This window comes from Bradyrhizobium sp. HKCCYLS3070, assembly GCF_051167575.1.
GTDB lineage: Bacteria > Pseudomonadota > Alphaproteobacteria > Rhizobiales > Xanthobacteraceae > Bradyrhizobium.
In genome coordinates this window covers 183,137-207,152 of record NZ_JBNPTI010000003.1, presented here as the reverse complement: position 1 = coordinate 207,152, position 24,016 = coordinate 183,137, and the positions used below count along the sequence as shown (strand labels likewise).

At 61.9% G+C, this 24,016-nt stretch carries 21 protein-coding genes; 12 read left to right on the top strand and 9 right to left on the bottom strand.

Going from position 1 to position 24,016, the window contains the following annotated elements; all coding sequences use genetic code 11:
• Positions 1-48: 48 nt before the first annotated feature.
• From ACQR03_RS13430 to ACQR03_RS13390, 9 genes are all read right to left on the bottom strand, one after another.
• Positions 49-516: a hypothetical protein gene (locus ACQR03_RS13430; protein WP_315751836.1), complete on the bottom strand. Its 468-nt coding sequence runs from the start codon at positions 514-516 to the stop codon at positions 49-51.
• 432 nt (positions 517-948) lie between these two features.
• Positions 949-1,596, bottom strand: a complete 648-nt coding sequence (locus ACQR03_RS13425) for a hypothetical protein (protein ID WP_315751837.1) — start codon at positions 1,594-1,596, stop codon at positions 949-951.
• On the bottom strand, positions 1,593-2,939 hold the full coding sequence (locus tag ACQR03_RS13420) for a type II and III secretion system protein family protein (protein WP_434841465.1): 1,347 nt from the start codon (positions 2,937-2,939) through the stop codon (positions 1,593-1,595). The genes ACQR03_RS13425 and ACQR03_RS13420 overlap by 4 nt, the downstream gene beginning before the upstream one ends.
• A gap of 2 nt (positions 2,940-2,941) precedes the next feature.
• A complete protein-coding gene (locus tag ACQR03_RS13415) occupies positions 2,942-3,634 on the bottom strand; it encodes a tetratricopeptide repeat protein (protein ID WP_315751839.1) in 693 nt (230 codons plus the stop codon).
• Between the two features lie 76 nt (positions 3,635-3,710).
• Entirely contained in the window at positions 3,711-5,711 is a 2,001-nt protein-coding gene (locus ACQR03_RS13410; RefSeq protein ID WP_315751840.1) for a flagellar biosynthesis protein FlhA, read from the bottom strand.
• A 69-nt stretch (positions 5,712-5,780) separates the two neighbouring features.
• A complete protein-coding gene (locus ACQR03_RS13405; RefSeq protein WP_316193238.1) occupies positions 5,781-6,770 on the bottom strand; it encodes a SctD/MshK family protein in 990 nt (329 codons plus the stop codon).
• A 513-nt stretch (positions 6,771-7,283) separates the two neighbouring features.
• Entirely contained in the window at positions 7,284-7,736 is a 453-nt protein-coding gene (locus ACQR03_RS13400) for a hypothetical protein (RefSeq protein ID WP_315751842.1), read from the bottom strand.
• Between the two features lie 326 nt (positions 7,737-8,062).
• Positions 8,063-8,275, bottom strand: a complete 213-nt coding sequence (locus tag ACQR03_RS13395; RefSeq protein ID WP_315751843.1) for a hypothetical protein — start codon at positions 8,273-8,275, stop codon at positions 8,063-8,065.
• A gap of 61 nt (positions 8,276-8,336) precedes the next feature.
• Positions 8,337-8,933 (bottom strand): nodulation protein NolW, encoded by a 597-nt coding sequence (locus ACQR03_RS13390; RefSeq protein ID WP_315751844.1) that lies wholly within the window; start codon positions 8,931-8,933, stop codon positions 8,337-8,339.
• Positions 8,934-9,275: 342 nt separating this feature from the next.
• On the opposite strand from ACQR03_RS13390, the gene ACQR03_RS13385 reads away from it, so the two are divergent.
• From ACQR03_RS13385 to ACQR03_RS13330, 12 genes are all read left to right on the top strand, one after another.
• A complete protein-coding gene (locus ACQR03_RS13385) occupies positions 9,276-9,713 on the top strand; it encodes a hypothetical protein (protein WP_315751845.1) in 438 nt (145 codons plus the stop codon).
• A 2-nt stretch (positions 9,714-9,715) separates the two neighbouring features.
• On the top strand, positions 9,716-10,573 hold the full coding sequence (gene sctJ, locus ACQR03_RS13380; protein ID WP_315751846.1) for a type III secretion system inner membrane ring lipoprotein SctJ: 858 nt from the start codon (positions 9,716-9,718) through the stop codon (positions 10,571-10,573).
• Between the two features lie 63 nt (positions 10,574-10,636).
• On the top strand, positions 10,637-11,299 hold the full coding sequence (locus tag ACQR03_RS13375; protein ID WP_315751847.1) for a SctK family type III secretion system sorting platform protein: 663 nt from the start codon (positions 10,637-10,639) through the stop codon (positions 11,297-11,299).
• A complete protein-coding gene (sctL, locus tag ACQR03_RS13370; protein WP_315715069.1) occupies positions 11,296-11,913 on the top strand; it encodes a type III secretion system stator protein SctL in 618 nt (205 codons plus the stop codon). The genes ACQR03_RS13375 and sctL overlap by 4 nt, the downstream gene beginning before the upstream one ends.
• A complete protein-coding gene (locus tag ACQR03_RS13365) occupies positions 11,913-13,256 on the top strand; it encodes a FliI/YscN family ATPase (protein ID WP_315729338.1) in 1,344 nt (447 codons plus the stop codon). The genes sctL and ACQR03_RS13365 overlap by 1 nt, the downstream gene beginning before the upstream one ends.
• A 32-nt stretch (positions 13,257-13,288) precedes the next feature.
• The gene (locus ACQR03_RS13360; RefSeq protein ID WP_315751848.1) at positions 13,289-13,741 is read left to right on the top strand and encodes a hypothetical protein; all 453 of its coding nucleotides are present in this window, start codon (positions 13,289-13,291) and stop codon (positions 13,739-13,741) included.
• Positions 13,738-14,805 carry a type III secretion system cytoplasmic ring protein SctQ gene (gene sctQ, locus ACQR03_RS13355; protein ID WP_315751849.1) on the top strand — a complete coding sequence of 356 codons (1,068 nt, stop codon included), beginning with the start codon at positions 13,738-13,740 and terminating at the stop codon, positions 14,803-14,805. Before ACQR03_RS13360 ends, sctQ begins: the two co-directional genes overlap by 4 nt.
• A gap of 9 nt (positions 14,806-14,814) precedes the next feature.
• Entirely contained in the window at positions 14,815-15,462 is a 648-nt protein-coding gene (sctR, locus tag ACQR03_RS13350) for a type III secretion system export apparatus subunit SctR (RefSeq protein ID WP_315751850.1), read from the top strand.
• Between the two features lie 24 nt (positions 15,463-15,486).
• Positions 15,487-15,756: a type III secretion system export apparatus subunit SctS gene (gene sctS / locus ACQR03_RS13345; protein WP_315715074.1), complete on the top strand. Its 270-nt coding sequence runs from the start codon at positions 15,487-15,489 to the stop codon at positions 15,754-15,756.
• 51 nt (positions 15,757-15,807) lie between these two features.
• The gene (gene sctT / locus ACQR03_RS13340) at positions 15,808-16,626 is read left to right on the top strand and encodes a type III secretion system export apparatus subunit SctT (RefSeq protein WP_315751851.1); all 819 of its coding nucleotides are present in this window, start codon (positions 15,808-15,810) and stop codon (positions 16,624-16,626) included.
• The gene (locus tag ACQR03_RS13335) at positions 16,623-17,672 is read left to right on the top strand and encodes an EscU/YscU/HrcU family type III secretion system export apparatus switch protein (protein ID WP_315751852.1); all 1,050 of its coding nucleotides are present in this window, start codon (positions 16,623-16,625) and stop codon (positions 17,670-17,672) included. The genes sctT and ACQR03_RS13335 overlap by 4 nt, the downstream gene beginning before the upstream one ends.
• A gap of 272 nt (positions 17,673-17,944) precedes the next feature.
• Entirely contained in the window at positions 17,945-23,584 is a 5,640-nt protein-coding gene (locus tag ACQR03_RS13330; RefSeq protein WP_434841464.1) for a LysM peptidoglycan-binding domain-containing protein, read from the top strand.
• Positions 23,585-24,016: the final 432 nt, after the last annotated feature.

The window sequence follows — 24,016 nt, the reverse complement described above, 5'->3', positions numbered from 1 at the left end:
CGCTGCGCGTCAGGCCCGCAGACGCAAGGGCGCCTGCCAGCCGGGATCTCAGTCGCACGCAGCCTCGCCCATGGTCACGCGGCGGCCTCGGTCGTCACGCAGCAGTTGGATTTCGATCTCGTCGAAGGCGAACCGAGCGATCGCCTGCAATGGGGCGACCACCCGTTTTCCGAACGTCCACGGATCGGAGTTTCCGCGCGGCATGGGAAACGCGAAAGGACGCGAGGGGATGCGGAAGAGAAGGCGGCCATCCCAGGACTCGCGATCGCGCAGCTCAGGTTGCCGCATGCCGACGTGACTCAGATAGGCTTGGCAGGCCTGCTCTCGTAGCGAGATGGTCACCCTGAAGCCCGTGAAGTCGATGTCGCCGCGCATGTACTGATCGTAGACCAGTGCCTCCTTCACCTCGACGCTGCCCAGTGCGCTGCCGCTCTCGTCCGGCCGAAAAGAGAAGAAGCGGTCCGAACACATGCGATTGTAAGGGACGATGTCGTGGCGCGGCGGTCGCTGCGTCAAAGCCCGATCCAGGCCGCTGCAAAAGCCGATGTCATCTATGTCGCCGCGGACAGGCTCGAAAAAGAGTCCTTTGGGGGGGGGGAGCGACGTCTTCGTGCAGTGAACTCGAAGAGACCGAGGGAGAGAGTGACTTAGCCGCGTAGTCCAACACGTACAACTTGGTAGCTGAGCCAGCGCGCCGTGACGCTGCGACGTCGAGATCCGCTGTCTCGAACCCGACCGCGTCTTCAAGTGGAAGTCGGAGGCGTACCTCCTCTGGATACTTCGCTCCCGACCTCTTTCGCAGGAAAATATTTGAGCTCTCCGAGGGCTTGCGATCAAGAAATCTGCGGATCAACGGCACCATCGCTTCCGCTTTATCCTTGAGCAACGTGCGACGCTGAGGTCTCTCCAGGTCGGAATGGCGACGGCTGAGCTCTTCGGCTTGAACAATCATTGCGCGGGATGAGCCGTGGTCTGCGGGCGGTCCTCGCCGGTTGGTTCGGCACGGGTTGGCTGCTCCCCGCGCAAATTCGCGACCGCGCGGGTGGCCGGTTCCCCTTCGGCGCGGCTGCGTCCTTTTCCGGCTTGAAGATCCTCCGGATCCGCAACCATGCCGCCAAAGGCCGCAGCCGTGCTGCAGCCGAGGGCCGGATCGGCAGCATTGTCGGCGAAGATGCCGCGATTGAAGCCATCCGACAGATGGCAGCGAACGGAGCTGATGAGCAGGCGATCGATGTGAACACGCGTCGCGTGGTGCATTGCCGAGGCAACGTCGTGCCTGACGTGGGAGCGATCCACGCCGGCTCGGATGATGGAATGCTCGATCGCCGCCGTGCATGGCCCCGGCGGTCCTTCGATCCAGGCACGGACGCTTTCAGGGCGGCCATTCGCCGTCGCGGCCACGAAGTGTTCGACGCCGGAGCTCGCCGCAGAACAGCGTCCTGCAGGTACATCGTAGACGTAATGAACGGTCTCACCTGCGAGCTGCGGTGGCGGTGCCGTCCGGTCCACAGCGCAGCCTGCAGCCAGCACCGCGAGGGCGATGGCGAGGCCGCTTCTGATCGGTGCCATGTTTATCGCTCCTTGGAGGACCGTCATTCGATCAGGAAGCCGGCATCGCCACGCAATCTCCGGCCCGGCACCGGCACCTCGATCGGGCCTGCCCCGGGGCGGGTCGTTCCAAGACGGCCGAATATGATGCGCTCGAGCTCGGAAGGCGGCCCGACGAAGTCGGTCGGGACCGGTATGCGTGCCGATTCGCCGATCGGGCGAACGATTGTCGGTGTGACGATGATGATCAGTTCGGATTCGTTCTTCCGGAACTGTGTCGACCTGAACAGAGCCCCCAGTACCGGCAGGTCGCCCAGCCCCGGCAACATGTCCAGGCCGGTATTGAACTTGTTCTGCAGCAGTCCGGCGATTATGAAGCTCTCCCCGCTGCCGAGCTCGACTGTGGTCTCCGCCCGCCGGGTAATCAGGCTCGGGACGCGGGCGCCGTTCATGATCAGGGCGCCTTCGTTCGAGAGCTCGCTGACCTCGGGCTTGACCTGCAGGTTGACCAGACGATCGGAGAGCACCGTCGGTGTGAACTCCAGTCCCACGCCGTAGCGACGAAAGTCGATCGAGATGCGGTCCAGCCCTTGGGCGACGGGGATCGGAAATTCGCCGCCTGCCAGGAAGTTCGCCTTCTGACCCGAAACAGCGGTGAGCGTCGGTTCTGCCAGGATTGAAACCAGTCCCTCCTGAGCGAGCGCATCCACGATGGCAGTCACACTGTAGCTGCCGTTTGCCGGCGTATTGATTCTCCCTGAGGCCGCCGACGAGAGCCCAAAGCTGAAACCACCGGCCGAGCCTGCGGCCTCCCAGTTGACGCCGAGTTGCTTCACCGCGTTGCGCGAGACTTCGGCAATACGGACCCGCAGGTTCACCTGCGTGCTACCGCCGATCTTCAACTGATTGAGCAGCACCTCGTCCTCGCCGAGGAACTGCGCGCAGGTGGAGCGGACCTTCTCGGCGGTGTCGGCGTTGGGCACCAGCCCGCTCAGCACCGCGCCGCGCGGCGTCCGCGACAGCCTGACGTCGAGGTCTGCGAATTGAGCTCGCAGCAGCTGCCGTAGATCACTCTCGTCATAGGCAATCGCAATCCGGAACGTCGCGACGGTCGCGCCGGAATCGTCGAGCGCGAAGAGCGTCGTACGGCCGGGCTTTTTGCCGAAAACGAAGACGCGGTTGGCGGCCGCGACCTGGACGTCCGCAACAGCCGGCTCGGCGACGAAGACCTTGGAAGCCGGACGGGGCAAGGTCAGCATCTCGCCCTGAGACGCGTAGATCCGCACCTGTTGCCGCGCATTGGATGATGCCGGCGCGCAATGAACCAGCATCGTAAGGATCACCACGATCGAGGTCAGCCAGGCGGATGGCGAAATTCGAAACGGTCCCATCGTCAGCGCCGCATCGCCGAGAGCATCTCGAGATTGAGCCTCACGTCCTCTTCCCGAAGGTCGACCCGCGCAAGCTTGGCGGCGCCATCGCGATCTCCGCTCAGCGCCATAGCGATCACGAGGTTCTGGCGTGCACGAGGCGAGGCGCTCTCACCGAGCGCGATCGGCCGCAGAACCGTCATCGCGTCGGCGTACCGGCCCGTCAAGGTAAGCGACAGGCCCAGATTGTTGCTTGCGATCATGTCGGCGGGAGCGATTGCGAGCACCTGACGATAGGCTGTCTGAGCTTCGTCATGGCGGCCGAGCATGTCGAGAGCCACTCCGAGGCCGTTGAGCGCCGGAATGTTCTCGGGGTCCGAGGTGAGCACGCTGGTGAAGATTGCCAGGGCGGGCTCGGCTTGATGTCTGGCGAGCTCGCTTCGCGCTTTTCTGATTCGATCGTCCTTGTCTTCCATCCCGGCGACTTGGTTGGCGGGAGCTGCTGCGGTTGCCGTGGAGGCCGGGAGATTGCGACCCTCGACCGAGGCGGGTGCGGTCGTGGGCGTCGGCACCGGTCCGCCAATGTCTGGGCTCAGCGACGAACAGGCGCAGAGCAGACCGGCGATGCTGCCAGCCAGCGCCATTCGCCTGCAAACACCGGCACTTGGTTTCAGATGGTTGTTGAACGCGGTTTCCCGGCCTTCAGAGCTACGCATGTACTTCCTACGGATATTGCACTGTCTTATAGTTCAAGTCTCGAAACCTCGCAGGTGTCGTCGCGGGTTGACTGGTTCATTGCATCGCCGAGATCGGGAAAGGTTCAGCCTGCTCGCGTGATTCATCCAATCCAAGGACGGCGATCGGCTCGACCCGAAAATCCTTTGAGATTTCCTGATAGGAGAGCACGACCACATTGAGACCGGACGGCGCAAGCAGCGTCCAGACCACCCGGCGCAGGTCGGCGGAGGCCAGTACAATACTCGGCGATGCGGCAAGATGATCGACGTCGGCAAGCTGCCGGGTCAACGCATCAAGCAGGCGCGTGCTGACGGCAGGATCGAGAGACGTCTGAGCGTTTTCATCGAGGGCGTGCACTGCCGTTCGGATCGCTTCCTCTGTCTGTCGATCAAGCACGAAGCAGCGCAAGGTCCGATCAAAGCCTGAGCTTTCGAAGCAGATCTGCCGGCGCAGCGCCAGCCGCACGTGCTCGACCAGCATGACGCTGCTCTGCTCCCGCATTCCCCACTCGGCCAGCGTCTCAAGAATCAGCCGCAGATTGCGGATGGAGACCCGCTCGTCGAGCAGCCGGCGAAGGACATCGGTGATGCGCTGTGTAGGGACCACACGCAAGGCCTCGCGCACCAAGTCGGCGTAGTCAGCCTCTAACTGGTTGAGCAGGCGCTTGGTCTCCTGTATGCCGAGGAACTCCGGCGCATAGCGGACAAGAACGCGCCGCAGCTCGGCATCGACTGCGGAGATGGCCGCTCCCCCCGCCGTTCGGGTTGCCGGCTGATCCAGTTCACCGGACGAGAGCAGAAGAGGCACGCCATGCAGCTCGATCCTGAAATGACCGGGCGCCAGGGCGCTGCTTTCGTCGACTGCCGCCCCTGGACAGGCGCATCCGAGCCAGTCTGCCACGTCCTGTCGCGTCCGCCTGATCCGATCATGAATGCCGGCTCTCCGCAGTTCATCGCACAAGGCGGCTTCCGCGAGGATCATGATCGGTGCAGACTTGGCCGCCGGGATAGCGATCCGCGAACTTCTCGTGGGCTCTGACGGGTCGGACGGTTGCGCCGTGCCGGAGGTTCGTTGGGCTCGCCGTCGAGCCAAGAGCATCGCAACGCCGGAGCCGCCGAACACGGTGGCCATAAAAAGGAAAATCGGCGCCGGAAAACCCGGTACGAACGCCAGCCCGAGCATCATGAGACCGGCCAGCTGCAGGGATTGCGGCTGCGACGTGATCTGCTCCATGATCTCGGAACCAAGATTGCTCGGCGCTTCTGTCGCAACCCGGGTCACGACCGTTCCCGCCGCCATCGACACGAACAGCGCCGGGACTTGGGAGACCAAGCCGTCGCCGATCGTCAACAACGAGTAGAGCTGGATCGCTTCGCTGATGCGCAGCCTATGCTGCACGGTGCCGACAACGATGCCGCCAACGAGGTTGACGGCGATGATGATGAGACCGGCGATCGCATCACCTTTGACGAACTTCATGGCGCCGTCCATCGCTCCGTAGAGCTGGCTCTCGCGCTCCAGCCGGCGTCGGCGGCGCCGGGCCTCGGCCTGGTTGATGTCGCCATTGCGAAGGTCGGCATCGATGCTCATCTGCTTACCCGGCAGCGCATCGAGCGTGAATCGGGCAGCAACTTCGGCGACCCGTTCAGATCCTTTGGTGATGACGACGAACTGGACGATCGTGATGATCAGGAACACCACGAGCCCAACCACGACATTGCTGGAAACGACGAACTCGCCAAAGGTCTGAACGATGGACCCGGCATCGGCCTGGCTGAGCACTAGGCGCGTAATGGTGATGGAAATCGAGAGCCGGAACACCGTGGATATGAGAATGATTGCCGGAAGTGCGGAGAATTCGACCGCGGCGTTCAAGTAGAACGCCACCATCAGCAGCAGAATCGACGCGCCGATGTTGACGGACACCATGACGTCGACGAGCGCCGTCGGAATCGGCAGGATCATCGCCGTGATCGTGGTGACGATCAGGATGACGACGAGAAGCTCGCGCTTGTCGTTCGACCAGCGGGTCAAGCTCTCGACAATGGCCGTCATAGTTTGCGGTTCCATCCAAGCGGGATCGAAACCTTCGTCACATTGATCGAAACGCAGAGCGGCATGGTCTTACAAGCTCACGGCGAGCAGGTCTGCGCCGCGACGCAATACGACCCGGTCTTGTTCGATTCGATCGACGATCCACCCTTCGCTGATAACGGCGCCTGCGAACAGCTTCTGACCGCGTCCATCAATGACATACGGCCCATTTCCGGCCCAAATCGCCTGAACGGTCAAAGGGGCGCTACGCTTTACAGATTTCGCCTCGACCTGGCTCGTCAACACGATGGCAATGCCGAACGTGCCGTCGAACCATCGCTCAATGTCGCGCCACCTGCCTAACGCCGCGGGTTCAATGCTTCCTCTCGCCGTGATGGCGTTTGAGTCGCTGACAATCTCGACGGTCGTGAGGCCCGCAGTCAGCAATCGCTGGCGCAGCGCGTCCGCCGCGCTGTTCAAATCCGCCACCGGCGCGCCGGGCTCCGCGCCGGCCCGTCCCGTTCTGTCCTGGCCGGGCAGTCGTGCGGGGGTAAGGGTGGGGGCGGGCGAATTGGGCGCGTGCCTGCTCGGATATTTCGTCGAACAGTCGGAGTCGCAGCGGGGGGATCTCAGCCGCTCAGCTGTGGCATAGCCGCCATCGCCGGGCACCTTGTCCGCACCAGCGGGAAATCCCTGCAGAAGCAGGGCTAGACAGACCAGGATCGCGGCGGTGCCGAGTCCATACCTCAAGAAGGTAGAGCGGGTCGTTCTGCGCTTGCGGGTGAAGCGGAGCTGAATTCCATTCAGAACGACATCGGCCGGATAACGACTGATCCGTGCTTCTCCGGCACCGAGCAGGGTGCCGTTCAGCAGAACATTATCTGCGGTGCCTTCGATTTCGCAACAGTCCGCCTCTAGCGCGAACCGCGCGTGCAAAGGAGCCAGACAGTCATCCATGAGAACGACATCGGCGTCCATCGAGTGACCCACCAGATAGGTCCCGGCGTCGAGTTCTTGCCGGACCCCGGCATGAAGGCCCGATCGGATTGTGAGTTCGAATGGGGACGGTGATGCCGGCATTCTCTGCCTCTCCATCAGGGCCTAGCAGCCATGTTGGCAGCGGAGCGCTCGGTACGAACGCCCCGTGCCGTAAGCGGTTGGTAGCTGTCCGAGGGCGATCGCTGGATCAGCCGACGTTCGGGCGCTGCTGCGCGACCGTCTCGATCGATCCCCAGTGCGTCTTCTTGGTCGTGATCTCGGCATTCGTCTTGATCGCTTCGTCGAAGGCACTCTTCATCTTCGCGATCGCGCTATCGATGCTCGAGTTCGATGACGTCGTCGAAGAAACGGAGCCTGTTGAATGGGACATCGCTTTATCTCTCTATGTTCGTGTTGCGTTGAGGATTGGGCTGTCGGGGAATGCCCTCCAGCCGGGAAGTGATCGTTAGCGTTGTCCACGCTGATCACCTCTCGGCTGAAGCGGCGGCTTGGATCCCGTCCCGAGGCGCACCTTGCGAGGTACGCCTCTCGCGCTTCCTTCAACGTCCTGGTCTCATCGCCCTCGTCGCGTTGCGAGAATGAGGCCTCGTTGCTTTACTCAGCTCTGTCGGTGATATGGTTGTCGGCCGAGAGGTGTCCCGCGGAGCGGTCGCATGGCGATCCCGAGCTTGAATCCGCGAGTTGCAGAATGATCGAGGAAAGCTTGTCGAGGATGTTGTTCTTCGTCGCTTGGTCAAGGCCCTTTGCCTCTGAGACTTGGCTGACGAGCTGATTCAGCGTCTTGAGTATCGAGCTGTTCGCGCCGGGTTGATGGGATGGGCCGGACACGAGTTGCTTCAGGATCTTCGCGATCCCGTCGAGCAGCTGACCTTTGGCGGGATCGCTGGGCCCAGTGGAATTCGTGATCTGATGGGTCAGGTCACCAAGGATCTTGGCAACGCGGCCGTTGTTCCGCGCGTCGCACTGGCTCGGTCCGCCCCTCAGGATGCTGATGGCCGCCGAGATCAGAGCCGCCTTGTCTGCAGGTGTCTTTGCGTCCGCGACCAATCCAAGAACGTCCGATGCTATGGAAGACGTCCGCGGATCTTGCTGCTGCGAAGCGGGCGGCATCGACGACTGCCACCAATCCCCCGCATCACAGCGATGAGCCGGATGAGCTGACGACCCGCCGGGCGTGGGCTGAAATCCTGCAAAGCCGGGCCAGGACGACGCGTGTCCGTGCGGACCCATCATGTGACCGGTGTGAGCTTCACGTGAGGATGATGCGTGGGAGCTGACCCTAGACATGCAACTCTCTCCTTGTTTGCGATCCGATGTCTTATCTGTCTTGTTCTGAGCAAAGGGTCTAACGAGGCGTCAGTCGGCAGGCTCCGTCACGGATCCGGGGTTGCACTATTCTCGTCGCCAACGGATGCCATCTCCTGAATACCGTCCTGAGCAACAGTCATGAGCATGAACGCGGCCGCCTGCGGCATTGCGCTGAGAAACGCCTCCTCGAACTTTGCTTGATCCTCAGCCGAGACTGCCTCGCTGCTGCTCGAGGCGCTTGCCATCGCGGTCGTCATGCTCGATGCTTCTACGGCCATTCTGACCCTCCTTTGATCCGTCCGGTCGATCTGGCAGGACTTGCGAACCCGTTGATCTGCGTCATGGCACGTCGCCTGGGGCGTTGAGCTTGACCACTTGGACGTGCTCCCCGCGATAGACGGTGACGGACGATGGCTGGTCAGCTCGAGGCTTCAGTGCTGCGAGCGTACGCTCCACCGCTTGGATGTATTGCGGGGGACCCGAGACCAGGGCCATGTCGGCCTGCTTGATGGATCTGAGTGAGAATCGCGCGTCGGAGAGCGCGAGATCGCGAAGTGCGGCTTCGAGACGCTGGAGCGGCACGGCACCGAGTTGAACGAGCCTGCTCGAAGCTTCCTTGTTGCTAGTGACATAAATCCGGAAGCCGTCGAAATACCAGTCGAGTCCGTAGTTCCGGGATAGATGCTCGATGAATTCTCTTGCCTTGAGTTCAGGCAGAGGCCCGCGCACACGTCCCCGTACTTCCGGGCTCACCTCTAACCGCAGGCCGGTATTTCGTCCGAATTCCTGAAGAACGTTGCCAAGGTCTTGGTCGACGATGGTGTACCTGTAGGACTCGGTTGGCCAAGCAGGTTCACCCGCGTCTGCGGACGTGGTGTGGATTGCAGCCGCCGAGAGCGTCAGGCAGACGGTCGCGATCGCAGCCCCGCTGCGCAATGGGACCAGAACCCGAGATGCCAAAGGGTCGCATGGGAAAACGTGGCCTTCGTGCGGCCTTGTCGCGGAACAATCGTGGCAATCGTGTAGTTGATCGCGCGTACCCACGAGCAGACTCACATGTACTTGTTGCTATCAGCTCATCTCATTCAATCACAGCGGTCGCGGGTGCGTCGGAGAATATATTAGGAAAATATTATGCTCTGCCCCGCTGGGCGCCGTGCAAAGCTCTGTCTGATCCGTTGTGCAAGCCATGGTCCGGCTGTCCTTGTGAGTCATTATTTGTTTGGAGTGAGCAATGGCGAGAGCACGAGGGGTCCTGAGACGGCATGGAGCGGTGACATGACGACGATTGCGCCGTTGGGTGGCGTCACAGCTTCCGGAACAGTTGGTGTCAGTTTCGGAGCCGTTGAGCCCGGAGCGGCCGCCCAGCAGTCGTTTCAGGACGCTCTGCATAGATCGGTCACTAAACTGCCTATGGAGCCTGAGCACGCCGTCGACCAACTCGGCGGCAAGGTGATGGAGTGGATGGAGAGTTCGTACGAGCGGGTCCAGCGCAATGTCGCGCCCGAGCTCAATCTCATGCCGGAGCCGGCAGCATCCGGTCCAGCGTCCTCCAACATTGGCGGAACGGCCCTGGGAGCGGACAAGCCAGACGCGGGCCGTCAGGCCCTGCAAATGCTGGAGCACGCATTCTCGTTTGCCATTGAGGCGACGCTGATGTCGAAAATCTCGACCGAGTCGACCCGGATCTTCAACACGTTCTTGAAGGGACAATGAGAATGGCCGGTTGCGGCAAACAATGGCTGGCCGCTCGAGGGCGCGGATTGAATTTGGCGCTGGTGCTGGGCTTGGCGTTCATGCTGAGCGGTTGCAAGGGTGAGCTCTATAGCCGCTTGAGCGAGAAGGAGGCTAATCTGATGGTGGCCCTTCTGCTGCACCACGGCATCGCCGCCGACCGACTCCAGGCAAAGGACGGTAGCAATACTGTCAGGGTCGAGCAGGAGCGATTTGCCGACGCTGTGACGCTGCTGAATGCGTCCGGGTTGCCGCACGCGAAGTTCGAAGACATGGGCAGCATATTCTCAAGCAATGGTCTGGTGTCGTCACCCACAGAGGAGCGAGTCAGGTTGATTCACGCGCTCAATCAAGAGTTGGCAAGGACGATCATGGAGATCGACGGAGTCATCTCTGCCCGAGTCCACGTGGTGCTGCCTAAGATAGACCCGTTGCGTCACGATCAGGTTCCGTCGTCGGCGGCATCGGTGTTCATCAAGCACGACGCGCGCGCCGAAATCGCCGTGCTCCTACCGCAGATCAAGACCCTCATTGCCAACAGTGTCGAAGGACTGACGTACGACAGGGTGGCCGTGGTTTTCGTGCGTGGCAGTTCGGATCCCGTCGAAGTCAGCCCCTCCACGTCGATCGAGACGACGGCATCCGTTCTATCTCACGACGGATCTGCCCTGCGTGACCGTCCGCTCATCCTGCAGGTGTCAGCCGCGGTAGGGGTGGGGCTGCTGGGATCGATCGGAATCTTCCAGCTCTGGCGCCGGGCACGCGTGGGATATGCGCAACGCAACGCGCCGCGTCGTGAGGCGCGAATGCCGGCGCGTGATCCGCTGCGTGTCGTATCCTAGTGCGATTGAAGTGGGCTTGGCCGGCAAATGAGTAGGCTTGTGCAACCTGGAGCATCCCTTGGTTTGCGTGCTCCGAAGGTCGGCGGTGGCTGCGAACCCGGCGCGCCGGTGGGGCATTGGCCGGTGATGGATATGGACACGTTTTGTCGATTACCGGCACGCTACATCCACGTTGAACGATTTCTCGCGTGCGTACCGGGCGTTTCGCCCGGGCTTGCCGCACGGATACTCGCCTGCGACCGACTCCACCGAGATATCTCAGAGCGGATCGTTGTGCATTACGAGCTTGATTGCTGCACGGCAGCCGACGTCGCTGACACGCGCAGTCGCATTGCGTTTCTCGACTGCGAGCAACTATGCCGCGTCGGTGAGCTGGCCGGCGGTGTTTGGCATGCCCACGCAATTCGTTCCACGGTCCTCAAGACTACGCTCCGGGAGCATCTCGGAGAATTCGATTCCCGACTCCACAAGGTCGCGCTCGCCAATATCGATCTGTCGCCCAAACCCGATCGCCCCCCGAATCCATCTGCGCTTGCGGACCTCATCCGAGGTGATGGGATGCAATGTCTCAATGCCGCAATCTGGCGACTCCCCGCCACCTTGCGCAGCCGCATCCTTCTTCGATTTCCGATTAACTCGCCGCTGGGCTCCTCGGTCTCGCGGCGACACCAGCAGCTTGGTCCGGAGATTGTTGATCGCGTTCTAGCCGATGGGATGGTGCCGTGAAAGCCCGCGAGAGTGACAAGCCTGTCGGCACGTTCCATCCGCTCGGACCCGTGGTTCGAGCCGAAGAGGCGGAGACCTGGTTTTCCGCGGCTGCCTCTCTTGCCGACGCCCGGCGGCAATGCGAGCAGATCGCCGCGCAGGCCCGGCTCGCGTTCGAAGAGCAGCGCATGAGAGGCTTTGAGGATGGTCGTCTCGCGGGAGTTGAGGAGGCGGCTCGCCTGATTGCGGAAACGAAGGTCACGGTTGATGATTTCGTCGCCGATCTGCAAGACGAACTTATCACGCTCGTCGTCGAGATCATCAGGGAGATCCTCGGAAGTTTTGAGCCGGACGATCTCGCCGCGCGCGCCATCACCAGAGCACTCGAAGAGATCCGTTCCGGTACGGCCCTCGTGCTGATGACTGCGCCGCAGGAGATGGAGTCCATCCGTGTACGAGTGGCGACGCTGCTGGAGGATGGGGCCGACCAGCTCACCATCGTGTCCGACCCGCAGTTTGCGCCGGGGCGCTGTATGCTTTGGAGCGAGTTCGGGCAGATCGATGTTTCCGTTGACGCTCAACTGGAGCAGCTCGCCTTGGCGCTGCGTGCCGGTTTCGAGGGCGTGGAGCCATGATGCCGGCAGGCTCTGCCACGCACCGACTCGCGCGAATCCTGCCGCAGTTGCGTGAAGCTGCAGGCCGTTCGCAACTGCGCCCGATCCGCGGGCGCGTGATTCAGGTGTCGGGGACCCTCATCAGGGCGATCGTTCCCGATGCGCGTGTTGGCGATATCTGTTTGCTCCGTTCTGCCCATGCCTCGCCTGATCTGCGGGCCGAGATCGTGGGCATCGAAGGCGGAGTCGCGTTGCTGACGCCTCTCGGAGACGTGGCGGGTCTCTCAACAAGAACGGAAGTCGTCTCGACAAGGCAGGCCCTCGGCATCATGGTTGGGCCAGCGCTGCTCGGCCGCGTCGTCGACGGGCTCGGGCGCCCTCTCGACGTTCAGGAACGAGGATGGCCCGAGTTCGACCAGATTCGACGAGTCCGCGGAGCTGCGCCGGCGCCCTTGGCACGGCGGCTCGTTGACGGCCCTTTGTCACTTGGTATCCGGGCGATCGATGGTCTGCTCAGCTGCGGCGAGGGGCAGCGGATCGGCATCTATGGCGAACCCGGCGCGGGCAAATCGTCGCTTGTCGCCCAGATCGTCCAGAACGCGGACGTCGACGTCTGCGTTGTCGCACTGATTGGCGAGCGTGGGCGCGAAGTTCGAGAAATGGTCGAGCGCTGCCTGGCCGGAGCGGCTCGGGCGCGATCAGTCGTGATTGTCGCAACCTCCGACCGGCCGCCGACGGAGCGCGTCACGGCTGCCTATGTCGCCGTGACGATCGCGGAGTACTTCCGGGATTGCAACGCACGCGTGCTCCTAGTGCAGGACAGTGTCACTCGCTTTGCGAGGGCATTGCGTGAGATCGGACTGGCCGCGGGCGAGCCGCCGACGCGCCGGGGCTTTCCGCCGTCGGTGTTTGCGGCATTGCCCGAGTTGCTCGAGCGGTCCGGTCCCGGAGTCGCCGGCTCAATCACTGCATTTTACACCGTGCTGGTTGAGGGGGATGGTACCGCGGATCCGATCGCGGAGGAGACGCGCAGCATTCTGGACGGGCACATCGCGTTGTCACCTAAGCTCGCACAGTCGGCGCATTTCCCTGCGATTGACATCGTGTCCAGCCTCAGCCGCGTCATGGATCAGGTCGTGACGAGCCGTCATCGCTCTGCAGCCAGGAGGGTGCGTGAACTCATAGCTCGCTATGCAGAGCTTGAGTTCCTGCTGCAGGTTGGGGAGTACAAGGCCGGATCCGATCCGATCGCCGATGAGGCGATCGCCAAGCAGGATGCTATCAAGTCCTTTCTGCGGCAGGGCCTCGGCGAGGTCGTTCCGTGGGATCGCACGATCCATCAACTCGAGCAGCTCGCGTCATGAGGTACGATCCACTGCTCACGCGCATACGCAGGATGCGGATCGTTCTCGGAGAGAGGGAGCGGCGGGCGAATTCCGCGCTTCAGCGCGGCGTGGAGGCACAGGTCGAAGCGACTGCAGAACTGACGCAGATCAATCATGCGCTTGCGTTGCAAGCAGCGGCGCGTGGCGCACGCGAACGTCAGATCTACCAGCAGATGGTAGGGCGTCCAATTTCCGCGCGGGAGATCACCCAACTTGACGCGCAACTCAGGCGCCTCGAGTCGCTGGCAATGGCGCTTGCCGAGCAGCGCCTTGCGAGCATCCGTACGCTCGACCATGCGCGTAACGAAGTTCAGGGTCTACGCCTCGAATTCGTGAAGGCTCATCGGAGGCGTCGCAAGTGGGATGAGTTATCGCAGCAATCACGTCGCCGTCGCGAGGACCGTGAGACGTTGCTAGAGGAGATGGCTAATTCGGACGGCAGGGCGGCGGGGCGGCAAGCATGAACGCGCCATTCCCCGCTCGCAGGCGCGGAGCGCCTGACGGTGAGATCACCGAATTTCATCCGGACGCGCTATCCATTGCTGATGTTCTACGTGCCCGTCGTTGGTGTCGGCGGCTGGCTGAACTCACCTGCGAGTTGGCAGGTCTGCCGCTGCGGATTTCCTTCTCGGGCGCCTCCTCGGGCGTTTCGAGCCGGCCGGCGTGTCGTCTTCATTTTACGATCGGCGGTGATCCATGCGCCGTAAGTCTGCCTGTCGAGGTGATCGATGCAACGCTGCAGGCGATTGATGGTCCGCCTCGAACTACGCTTGCCGAGCCCGATCTGCTGCTTCTGATCGAGTTCGCCTGCGCCGCCATACTTGATTCAATCGAGGAGACGCTCGGCCTCCCCGTCATCCTCACGCATGCTTCCTTCGATGGCAGCGTTCCGGACTCGATTGGAATCCTGTGTCGCGGCAGGTTTGGCGAACGATCGTTCAGTGCTTACCTGTCTTTACCAGAGCCATACGAATCCCGCTTGGCAAATCAAGTTCAAGCATTGGGTCCGGCTGCTGCCGCCGGAGTTCCGATCTGCGCGGCTTTCCGGCTTGGTGCTACGCGCGTCAGCGCCCGCTTGCTTGCGAGCTTACGGCCGGGAGACGTCGTGATCGTCGAACACGCGATGCCGGATGGACGCGTCGCCGCCGTCTTCGGCGAGCGTCGTCTCACCTCATGTCGCTTCGAGGGAAGCGACGCGACAGTGGTGGACACGTTGCACCAGATAAGAGGCGATCTTCATCATCATTGGACGGCTGTGGACATGACTGCACATGAAAGCGTCGATACAGGCGCAGACGATGTGAGCCTGGACGACCTCCAGATCAAGCTCCTATTTGAGATCGGCCAGCTCGAGATACCTCTCGGCGAGTTGCGCATGATCGCGCCCGGCTATGTCTTCAATCTCGGTCGGGATCCGCGACATGCAATTGAGATTCACGCGGGGAATCGGCGGATCGGGCAGGGCGAGATCGTCAGGATCGGCGAGGCAATCGGCGTGCGGATCAACAGATTGTTCAATCACGAATGAGCTGAAGCCGTGACCCAGTTCAATTTGTTCGCTGTTCTCGCGGTCATCGCCGGGCTTGGCCTTGTCACCTTTGCCGTCGTGACGATGACATCGTTCGTCAAGATCGCCGTGGTGCTGTTCCTGATTCGGAATGCGCTGGGAGTGCAGCAGACGCCTCCAAACCTCGTGCTCTATGCCATTGCGCTGGTTCTGACGGCCTATGTCAGCGCGCCGCTGGTGCAGGCCGTGTATGAGCGCGTCAATGATCGGCCCAGCGAGTTTCAAACTTTTACCGACTGGAAAGATGCTGCTGAGCGGGCAGGCCAGCCAATTCGCGAACATTTGAGCCGGTTCACGACGGTCGCGGAGCGAGATTTTTTCGTCACGGCCACTGGCAGCTTGTGGCCCGATAGCAGCAGAGCCAAGCTATCGAGCGAAGATCTCGTTATCCTCGTTCCCTCCTTCATGAGCTCGGAGCTCAAGCGCGCCTTCGAGATCGGCTTCCTGCTCTATCTGCCCTTCATCGCGATTGATCTCGTGGTGTCCGCGGTCTTGATGTCCCTTGGCATGTCGATGGTGCCGCCATCGACGATCTCCGTCCCATTCAAGTTGTTCTTGTTCGTGATGGTCGAGGGCTGGTCGAAGCTGATGCATGGCCTGGTGTTGAGTTACGGATAGCCTGCGAGATGGGGAGGGGAAGCAATGGGCCAAGCGACAATCGTCGATCATCTGGTCAGGGGTCTGACGGTCGTTCTCATATTTGCCATGCCTCCCCTGGGTGTGGCGATGGTTGTTGGCCTCTTCGTCTCAATTCTTCAGGCCGCAACCCAGATTCAGGATCAGGTGCTGCCGCAGACGATCAAACTGATTGCCGTCGTGGCCACGCTGGCGGTGTTCGGCGCAGTGTTGGCGGCACCGCTGATCCAATATGCCGATCAGATCCTTGCGGATTTTCCTGCACTGACGCGTTGACGGGCCTTCCCTTCATCGTGCTCGGAGGGACATGGGCGACGCGGAGTGGCGATGGGGCTTGACCTCATGCCGTTGGACAGCATCGAGGCGGGGGCCAATCTCGTCTTCCGTCATCTTCTTTCGTTGGCGCTCGCCATCGCGCGTCCCAGCGCCTTCGTCATGACCTTTCCGGTGTTTGTTCGCCTCGGGCTGACCGGCTTGATTCGTGGTGCCTTCGTGGTCGCGATCTCGCTACCGGTCATGACCGGACTTGTTGAGGTGCTTCCTCCGATCGGCACGCAAACATTGCGATTGGTCGCGGTCGGGTTCAAGGAAGCGATCATCGGAGGGCTCCTTGGTCTGCTGCTTGGGATCCCGTTCTGGGCCGCCGAGGTCGCGGGCGACCTGCTCGACTACGAACGTCAGGCCCCCGATGCCCAGCTTCAGGATCCCAACGCCATGACCGAGTCCACCGCGTCTGGCACGCTTTTTATGCTCGCTGCGGTGGTTCTGTTCGTCGCAGCCGACGGCTTTCATAGCGTCGTCGAAGCCCTTTATGGCAGCTACAGGCTCTGGCCGGTCATTGAGCTCGCGCCGTTGCTACGCGCGGAGAGCGGCCTATTGGCGCTGGAAATGCTCGTCCGCGTGCTGCAGTTGGCATTGATCCTGGCATTCCCAGTGCTGGCGGCCATGTTCGTTGCGATGTTCGCGCTGATGGTGATTGCCCGTTTCGCACCGCAGTTGAATGTGTTCGATCTTTCGATGGCGGCGCGCAACTTGGTCTATTTCCTGGTTCTGCCGCTCTATGCGGCCTTTCTGCTCGATCACTTCGGTACTCAGCTTGGAGAGTTGACCGGAATCCTGGACCAGCTAGGGCAGTTCCTGCGATGAGCGAGGATGGCGGCACTGAGGAGCGGACGCTGCCTCCGAGCGAGCGGAAGTTACGTAAGGCGCGCGAAAAGGGACAGGTCTTTCGCAGCACCGATATGGTCGCCGGTGCATGCCTGTCGTCCATGCTGCTCTATCTCTGGCTGACCTTGCCGGAGCTTTTCGCGCGGCTACGGGGAGCCATGATGCTCGTGGGCGATGCGGGCGGGCAACCGTTTCGGGAAGCTGCGGGCACGATCGGAACGATGATGTACGAAGCCGCCGTGCCATACCTTGCAAGGGGGGCGGCCATCGTCGTCCTAATGTCCCTCGTCGTCAACGTCGCCGTCACCAAGGGGATCGTCTTCAGCCTTGACCCTATCAAGCCCCGCGCAGAGCGCTTGCATCCCACAAAGGGTTTGAAGCGAATTTTCGCGCTCAAGAGCCTGATCGAGCTGGTGAAGAGTCTGGTCAAGACGACCCTGCTCGTCACGATCTCGGTTTTCGTCCTCGAGATGTCGCTCAACTCCTTGGTTCACACGCCAGGATGCGGCCTTTCGTGCCTCGCGCCGGTGATCGGGGCGGTGATGGCACCGCTCGTCGTCGCGGCAATCGTCGTGCTGATGGTGGGCGGCCTTATCGACGTTCTCTTGCAGCGCGGACTGTTCATGCGCGAGATGCGGATGACACGAAGCGAGGCGAAGCGCGAGCGGAGAGACCAGGAGGGCCTGCCGGAGGTGCGCTCCGCACAACGCCGTCAGCGTCAATCGCTGGCGCACGGGGGAGGGCGGGGAGGAATCGAAAGCGCAACACTGGTCATTGAGGGCGACGATGTGATGGTCGGGTTGCGCTATGTTCCGGGTGAGACACAGGTCCCAAGGCTCGTGTGCAAAGGACGTTCCGTCCGTGCGCACAATCTCACCGAAGCTGCGGCTGAGCTTGGCATTCCTCGTTTCCGCAATCCAGACCTCGCAGAGGAACTCGATCGCCGCATCGCTCAGGACCATTACATCACCGAGGAGTTTTTCCAGCCGGTGGTGTCGGCCTTGCGCGCGAGCGGCATATCCTGAGTGTAGCCGTGCTGCCCGACAGTATTTTCACAATATATTTCGGATCGGCCGCCGGCTGATGCCCTAAACTGTCGCTCGGACATGATCGCCGAGCGGGCTGCATGGCTGACGAACTGCGTCTGCCAGAGCAGAGCCGCCGCCGCTAACGGGGAGACGCACGAATGCGGATAGATGACGCAGGTGGCTCGGTTGTCGCCAGTCCGCCTCCTCCTCCGCCCCCACCCCCACCCCCGCCACCTCCGCGGCCGAAGTCCGCGGCATCATCGTCGGGCATGCTCGATCGCAATTCGGCGCGCAGCGTTGGATCATCATCGACCGCACCTTCGCCGCTCTTTCAGCCCCTTCGGCCTTTCATAGGTCCGGTTCTGCAGCCGACGCCTGTGTTGCTTTGCCCGCCTGCTCCGCCGAAAGCGGCGGCAACATGTCCGGGAGTTCCCGCCCCGGCGCCGGCGGCGCCGGTCCCGGACGCCGTTTCGCAGGCAAAATCTGTTCAGACAAAAGCGCAGACCACTCTCGACGGTGATGCTGGAAAGCTGCATAAACTGCAGACCGAACTGAATGATGCGCAGGGAACGAAGGCTCCGATCGGGTACGGTCGCGGCGCGGGCGCCGCGGCGGCTGCGCATCAAGCCCATATCAGCGATCTGAAGAAGCAGGTTGCGGCCGCTCAGCAGCAAGTCACCGCCGACCAGGCGGTGTTGAGTTCGGCCAAGAGCAATCTGAGTGCTGCACAACGCATCGACGCCGCCGCAGCGAACTACAAGCCGGCACCGCCGCCGGTCACCGTGAAAGATCCAGTCGCGCGGAAAGTTGCCCCGCTCGTCGACGCGGCCTCGGCCCAGGTTTCCGCGGGAAAGGCCAAGGTCACCGCCGATACGGCTGCTCTCGAGCAGACCAAATCGCAGCTCGGCCGTCTGGACACCGAGATGGACCGGGGGATCAGCGCCGGAACATTGCACCGTCTGTCGTTGCTGAATCAGCAGCAGGATGCGCAGCAACACAAGCTGGCGACGGACCAGCGCAAGCTTGATGCCGCGAGCGCCGACCTTGCGGCAGGGAAAAGCGTCGTCTACGGGCAGCAGGCCGCGGCGGACAAGAAAGAGCTCGAGAGCGCTTCCACAGCGCTGAAGAAAGCCGGTGTCACGATCGACCAGAACGAAAATCCGACCCAGGCGAATTTGACGCCATCGCAGCTGCGCGCCTATGACGACTTCACCGTGGCGCGGAGCAAGCTCAACGCCGATGTCGGCATGGTCGCGCAGGGCAAGGCCCAGCTCCAGTATTATGCTTCGAATTCCGAGAAATACGGGACGGTTGCGAAGGATGCCCAGGATCGGGTGAACGACGCTCTGCATCCATTGGGGTACACCGTACGTGCAACGCGCGGCAGCGATCCGCAGCAGGCATCGCTCGATCTCAAGCTCGCGAACGGGAACGCTGATTACCAGAATGCAGGCTGGGCCGCGGCTCAGCACCGAGTGGCATTTGCGGCGGCAGCGCAGACCGATCTTGAGGCAGCGCAGGACTCCGATCTTGCCAAATTGTCCCCGCAAGCCCGGCAGACCGCTACCACGGCGAAGATCGACTACGATCAGGCAAGCGCCTATCAGAACAAAGTCGGGACCGACCTCGCCCTGATCAAGGGCCACCAGGCCGTCTCGGATGCGCAGGCCGCCTATATCAAGAATCCGACGGCCGCCACGGAGCTCAAGCTGAACCAAGCGCAGCATCAGTTGCGCGAGCTCTCGACAATGTCCGACATTGCGACGGCGGGCTTCAAGTCGGCAACCGGGCTTGCCTACGCCGACCGGCGCAATACGACATTGGCTAATCTGGAGCAGACCTATAGCCATGTTCCCTTGCCCTCAAACTCGCCGGTGTTGCAGCAGATAGCGCAGGCAAGAACTGATGCGGCATCGGCCGGCCTGATCACGAAAGAGCTGGCTGCAACGACCAACAGGCTGGTTCAGGATTATCGTGTCACACAGAGCGAGGCGGCGGTCGCAACCGCGCGGCAGTCCGCCAACACTGATTTGGTACAAGCTGGCAATGTACAGGCTGTGGGTTTCACCAAAGCGGGCAGCGCCCTGACGACGGCTCAGCAATCGCTTCAATATGCACAACTTCAACAGAAGCTGGCTCAATATCAGCTGCTGGACTCCCAGTTTCGGCTGACGTTGCCGCAAAATCTACTTGATCCGCAAACGGCCGCTGACCAGAGCGCGCTCTCGCATGCGTACAATACATTCTTTGCGCAGCATCCGGGTGCCTTGAGCGATGGCGCGGTCGCTGAGCAGCTTGCGAGCCTCAAGGACGCGAACGCGCGAGTGGATATCGGTCAAGGGCTGCATGAGCTGCAGGATGCCATCGACAGGGAAGACAAAGCGCTCGGCAACCGCAGCCTTCTGCAGAAGGGCGGCGATTGGGTCGGGGGGCTGTTCGGTGCCAACCGGTCTGAGCTCGAGTCGGATCTGCAGGACAAGAAAGAGGCGCTCACGGCCCTGCAGAAAAATCAGGGAGGGATGACTGCCCAGGAGGTCAACGGCGAGTATCTGAAAATCATGGGTAATCTGGCCACCCAGAATGACCGGATGTTCGAGAACGAGCGCAAGACCGACGCCAATTGGTCGAGTGCACAGGAAGTCGTGCGCGACGTCGCGATCGCCGCGGCTGCGACCGCTGTCACCATGGCCACGGCCGGAGCCGGCGCGCCTGTCTTGGCCGCCCTCGCAGCGGGCACCTTGGTAGGAACGGGAACGGCAGAAGCCATCGACACGGCCCAGAATGCAGCGACTGTGTTCGGTGGCGGCGACATTCACAGCAGCTCTCACGTCTCCCTCGATGCGGCGCTGACCAACAACTTCTTCCAAGGTGGCGGCAGCTGGGATGAAGTGAAGCAGGCGGGCGTCGATGCGACCGTATCGGGCGTGCAGTCCCTGGGCGCAGCAGGCGGGGCGTTGACGGGCGGAGCGACGGAGGCCTTCGTTACGCGCGGCCTCGACCAGGCTGCAAGCTCGGTCGTCTCGAAGCTGGCAACCGGATCAACGGTCATGGTCGCCAATCAGGGGGTCATGGGCCTCGGCAACGTCGCGGGGACCTACGTCGAGTCCCAGTATCAGCTCTCCGAGGGACGGCTCACGCAGGACGAAGCCAACGCGCAGATGAAGGACGCATTCTCGGGGTACTTCAAGAATGTCGCGATGGCCGGCGTGACTGGCGGTCTGACGAAGTTCGTCGACGGCAAGGTCGCCGTGCGGACCTCAAGCGCGGCACGGCCGAATGGCCTCGTGTCGAACCCGCTTTATCAGACAGCCTCCCAGCTGGGCGCGAACACCATGCTGACTGCGGGTCCCGGCCTCCTGTCAGGCAAGGCGCCGACCACGCAAGACTATCTGTCCATCGGACTCAATACAGTTTCCGGTGTGGCTTCTCATCACTATCAGCAGAGCAGATCCCGCACCGCGACCGAAGCGGGCCTCGCCGGACAGCCCGCTGCGTTCGACGCGGGAAGGAAGGTGTTTGACGCCTATCAAGGTCGGACGAGCGGCTCAGCGCCGAATGGCATCCGGCAGCAGGCCATGGATCCTGCCGATTTCGCCCGTGCATATCAAAATGCCGGCGGCCAGCACGATCCGGCGGCCGTCGATGCTTTCAGCATCGCATCGGATCGGGGGCATCGCGTCTATGTGCGGACCGACAGATTGAGCCCGGACGTGGTCGCGCACGAGGCGGTGCATGCACTGACTTCGGAATCGTTCAAGAAGCTCGCAAGCACCTTGGTCGTTGATTCAAGCCGGCCACATTCGAACTTGAACGAAGGTGTGACCGAGTTTCTCGCCTCGCAGGTCGTGCCGCGCCGCGGCACATCGCCCTATGCGACGGAGGCAAAGATCGCGGAGGCCATTCGCGACCGGATGGGGGAGACCGACTTCCACAAGGCGGTTTTCGGAGGCGATCCAGCGGCACTCGCATCGTTCCGGCAGACCGCTTTGGGGTTGCAGGATACGCCAATCAGCCAAGATCACGCGGCCGATTGGGCTCTGGCCGCCTCGACGACACCTCAGGCGGGAGGCGGCGCCAAGCGCATCGCGAATCGATTGAGAGAATGGGTCGCTGCCGCTCCGCCGGCCGCAGCATCGGCAGCCGTTGCCGGCGAACTGGTGTTGGCCACGCATGGTGCGCCGGCATTGAGCGAGGCCATCGCTGATCTTAATCCAGTAGGTCGCGCGTTTTTCAACAGTCCCCTGGCGCATGCGCGGGTTAGGACGTGGCTCGGGTCGTCTCGTGAAGCGGCGGCTCGCGCCGTCGTCGCCTCGAGTTTCGGGACCAACGCCTCGATCAATTTCATGAAGGCTGCGAGTGGATGGCATACAGACAGGGCCGCCGCCATATCGGACGGTTTGCTCGGTCTTGGGCAGGCAGCTTTCGCCTTGCGCAATGGTGTGAGCTCCCAAGCGCTGATGCGCTCGCGCGGGACGAAAGTCGACGTTCTGCCAGGCGATACGATGGTCAGCATTGCCCAAAGGCTTGGCCTCATACCGCGCGACCTCACGCGAAGCAATCCTGGCGTTCAAGACATCAATCCGACAGTTACCGCTCTCAACAGTTCTGGTGCGACATGGGCCGAGATTGCGAAGCGCGAGGGGGTCGATGTCAAGACGCTCGTGGCGCTGAACCTGGATCGGCATGGATGGTCGATCCCCGCTCGGAAGGATTCCGCAGGCGCATCCGTTCCGGCAGTCGATGACGCACGCGTGCAAGCCGGTCAAAGCCCGCAGGAGTTTCTCGACAGCCACAGCACCTCGCTGCGATCGATCGCCAAGGCCAACGCCAAGAATGTAGCGCCCGCCGAGATCCTGGTTCCTCAGCGGCTTCGTCAGGTCACGAATGGCGTGACCTACGGGGAATTTGCAACCGATCAGGGACTCAGCCTGAAGCGGCTGTTGGAGGCGAACGGGCACCGTGGTTTGTCCATCCCACCACGACGGGTTTATGATGCAGCGAGCGGTGGCCGCGTGCTTCGCGGGGCAACGACCGATCGCTTGCAACCAGGCGAGTCACTGGAGAGTTTCGCTCGCAGGCATGGTGTCGGGATCAAGAAGCTGATCACGGCAAACAAGGACAGTCGTGCACCTTTGCGGATTGACGTTCCGGGCCAAGCCTCGTCGGCCAGCAACCCAACAGCCGTGACATGGGAACAGATCGCCAAAAAAACCGGTGTGCCTCTCCGACGTCTGTTGTCGATGAGCGGCCAGAATCTGCACGTTCCCGGGCAAAAGCAAGCCGTCGATCTCCAGCCGGGACAATCTCTGAGAGATCTCGCAAAGGAGCATGGCACAACAGTCAGAAAGATCGTGTCCGAGAACCGGACTTGGATCCCCCAGACTTACGAGCTTCCGCGGGCCGGGGCTTGGGTCGGTGACAAGCTCTCGGTCGACCGCGTCTACGATAATCGTGACGTCCAAGATCCGTCGAAGGGCAGGCTGACATGGGTGCAGGTGGCGCGGAGAACGGGGCGCACGACGAAAGAATTGATGAGCTACAATAAGGCCAGCTCTGCAAACAAGAAGGACTTGGCTCCTCCAACTGTAAATATTCCCACCAAGTCAAGTTGGGAAACATCAACCAAATCCGGAAAAGGCCTTCAATTTGTCGGCGCGATTGGGCTCGTTCCGGGCAATCTGGTAGCGGCTGATGTACACGCTCACGCGGGGAACTGGGCGCTCATTGGTCCCGATGTCGGTGTCGCTGTCGGGGTCGGCCTTGCTGCAACGCGTTCAGCGGTCGGGTCCGTTGCGAAGAGTGGTGCAGCAAAGAAATGGGCGAGGGCCCGTCCCCGCGACGCGTGGACCTCCGGACTTTCTTTCGGCGCCAAGGGTTTGATCAAGTACATCGAATCGTTCCGGCCCTAAGGAACGGTTCTGACATTCGGTTCAGTAGATCTGCGTGCCGGATGTCATGTGCCAAGCCGCACTCGTCACTGGTTTGCCGCGGCTCCGATGCGCGCAATCCGACGCTCCGAAATGATTCGCGCGTCGGGGTTCGGCACCAAGCCGCCGAACGCTGAAGGTGCGTTGTTGGACGATATGAAGGACCCGCGATCTCCTGAGGCCATCGCCATCTCCTGAGCCTGTATGCGAACGCATGGTTCTCTCCGGCGTTGCAGCAGATGCTTGGCCCATGTGTGCGTCGCCTCCGACGCCGAGTAGTCGAGAACGGCGTCGCCGCGATTCCTCGATCGCCAGCTCGTTGGGCCAGGGGAATTTCGTCAAGAAAACGACTCAATGATGTTTCATGCTTCGGTTGAGTTTTGTAGTTGCACCTCATGATGGTTGTGTGTCTTT

Bases quoted from the DNA above. Each gene is read 5' to 3' on its own strand.
- ACQR03_RS13405 (WP_316193238.1), bottom strand. From the start codon at position 6,770: ATGCCGGCATCACCGTCCCCATTCGAACTCACAATCCGATCGGGCCTT.
- ACQR03_RS13360 (WP_315751848.1), top strand. From the start codon at position 13,289: ATGCGGATCGTTCTCGGAGAGAGGGAGCGGCGGGCGAATTCCGCGCTT.
- ACQR03_RS13410 (WP_315751840.1), bottom strand. From the start codon at position 5,711: ATGACGGCCATTGTCGAGAGCTTGACCCGCTGGTCGAACGACAAGCGC.
- ACQR03_RS13415 (WP_315751839.1), bottom strand. From the start codon at position 3,634: ATGCGTAGCTCTGAAGGCCGGGAAACCGCGTTCAACAACCATCTGAAA.
- ACQR03_RS13330 (WP_434841464.1), top strand. From the start codon at position 17,945: ATGCTCGATCGCAATTCGGCGCGCAGCGTTGGATCATCATCGACCGCA.
- ACQR03_RS13365 (WP_315729338.1), top strand. From the start codon at position 11,913: ATGCCGGCAGGCTCTGCCACGCACCGACTCGCGCGAATCCTGCCGCAG.
- sctQ (WP_315751849.1), top strand. From the start codon at position 13,738: ATGAACGCGCCATTCCCCGCTCGCAGGCGCGGAGCGCCTGACGGTGAG.
- ACQR03_RS13385 (WP_315751845.1), top strand. From the start codon at position 9,276: ATGACGACGATTGCGCCGTTGGGTGGCGTCACAGCTTCCGGAACAGTT.
- sctJ (WP_315751846.1), top strand. From the start codon at position 9,716: ATGGCCGGTTGCGGCAAACAATGGCTGGCCGCTCGAGGGCGCGGATTG.
- ACQR03_RS13395 (WP_315751843.1), bottom strand. From the start codon at position 8,275: ATGGCCGTAGAAGCATCGAGCATGACGACCGCGATGGCAAGCGCCTCG.
- ACQR03_RS13425 (WP_315751837.1), bottom strand. From the start codon at position 1,596: ATGACGGTCCTCCAAGGAGCGATAAACATGGCACCGATCAGAAGCGGC.
- ACQR03_RS13335 (WP_315751852.1), top strand. From the start codon at position 16,623: ATGAGCGAGGATGGCGGCACTGAGGAGCGGACGCTGCCTCCGAGCGAG.
- sctT (WP_315751851.1), top strand. From the start codon at position 15,808: ATGGGGCTTGACCTCATGCCGTTGGACAGCATCGAGGCGGGGGCCAAT.
- ACQR03_RS13420 (WP_434841465.1), bottom strand. From the start codon at position 2,939: ATGGGACCGTTTCGAATTTCGCCATCCGCCTGGCTGACCTCGATCGTG.
- sctS (WP_315715074.1), top strand. From the start codon at position 15,487: ATGGGCCAAGCGACAATCGTCGATCATCTGGTCAGGGGTCTGACGGTC.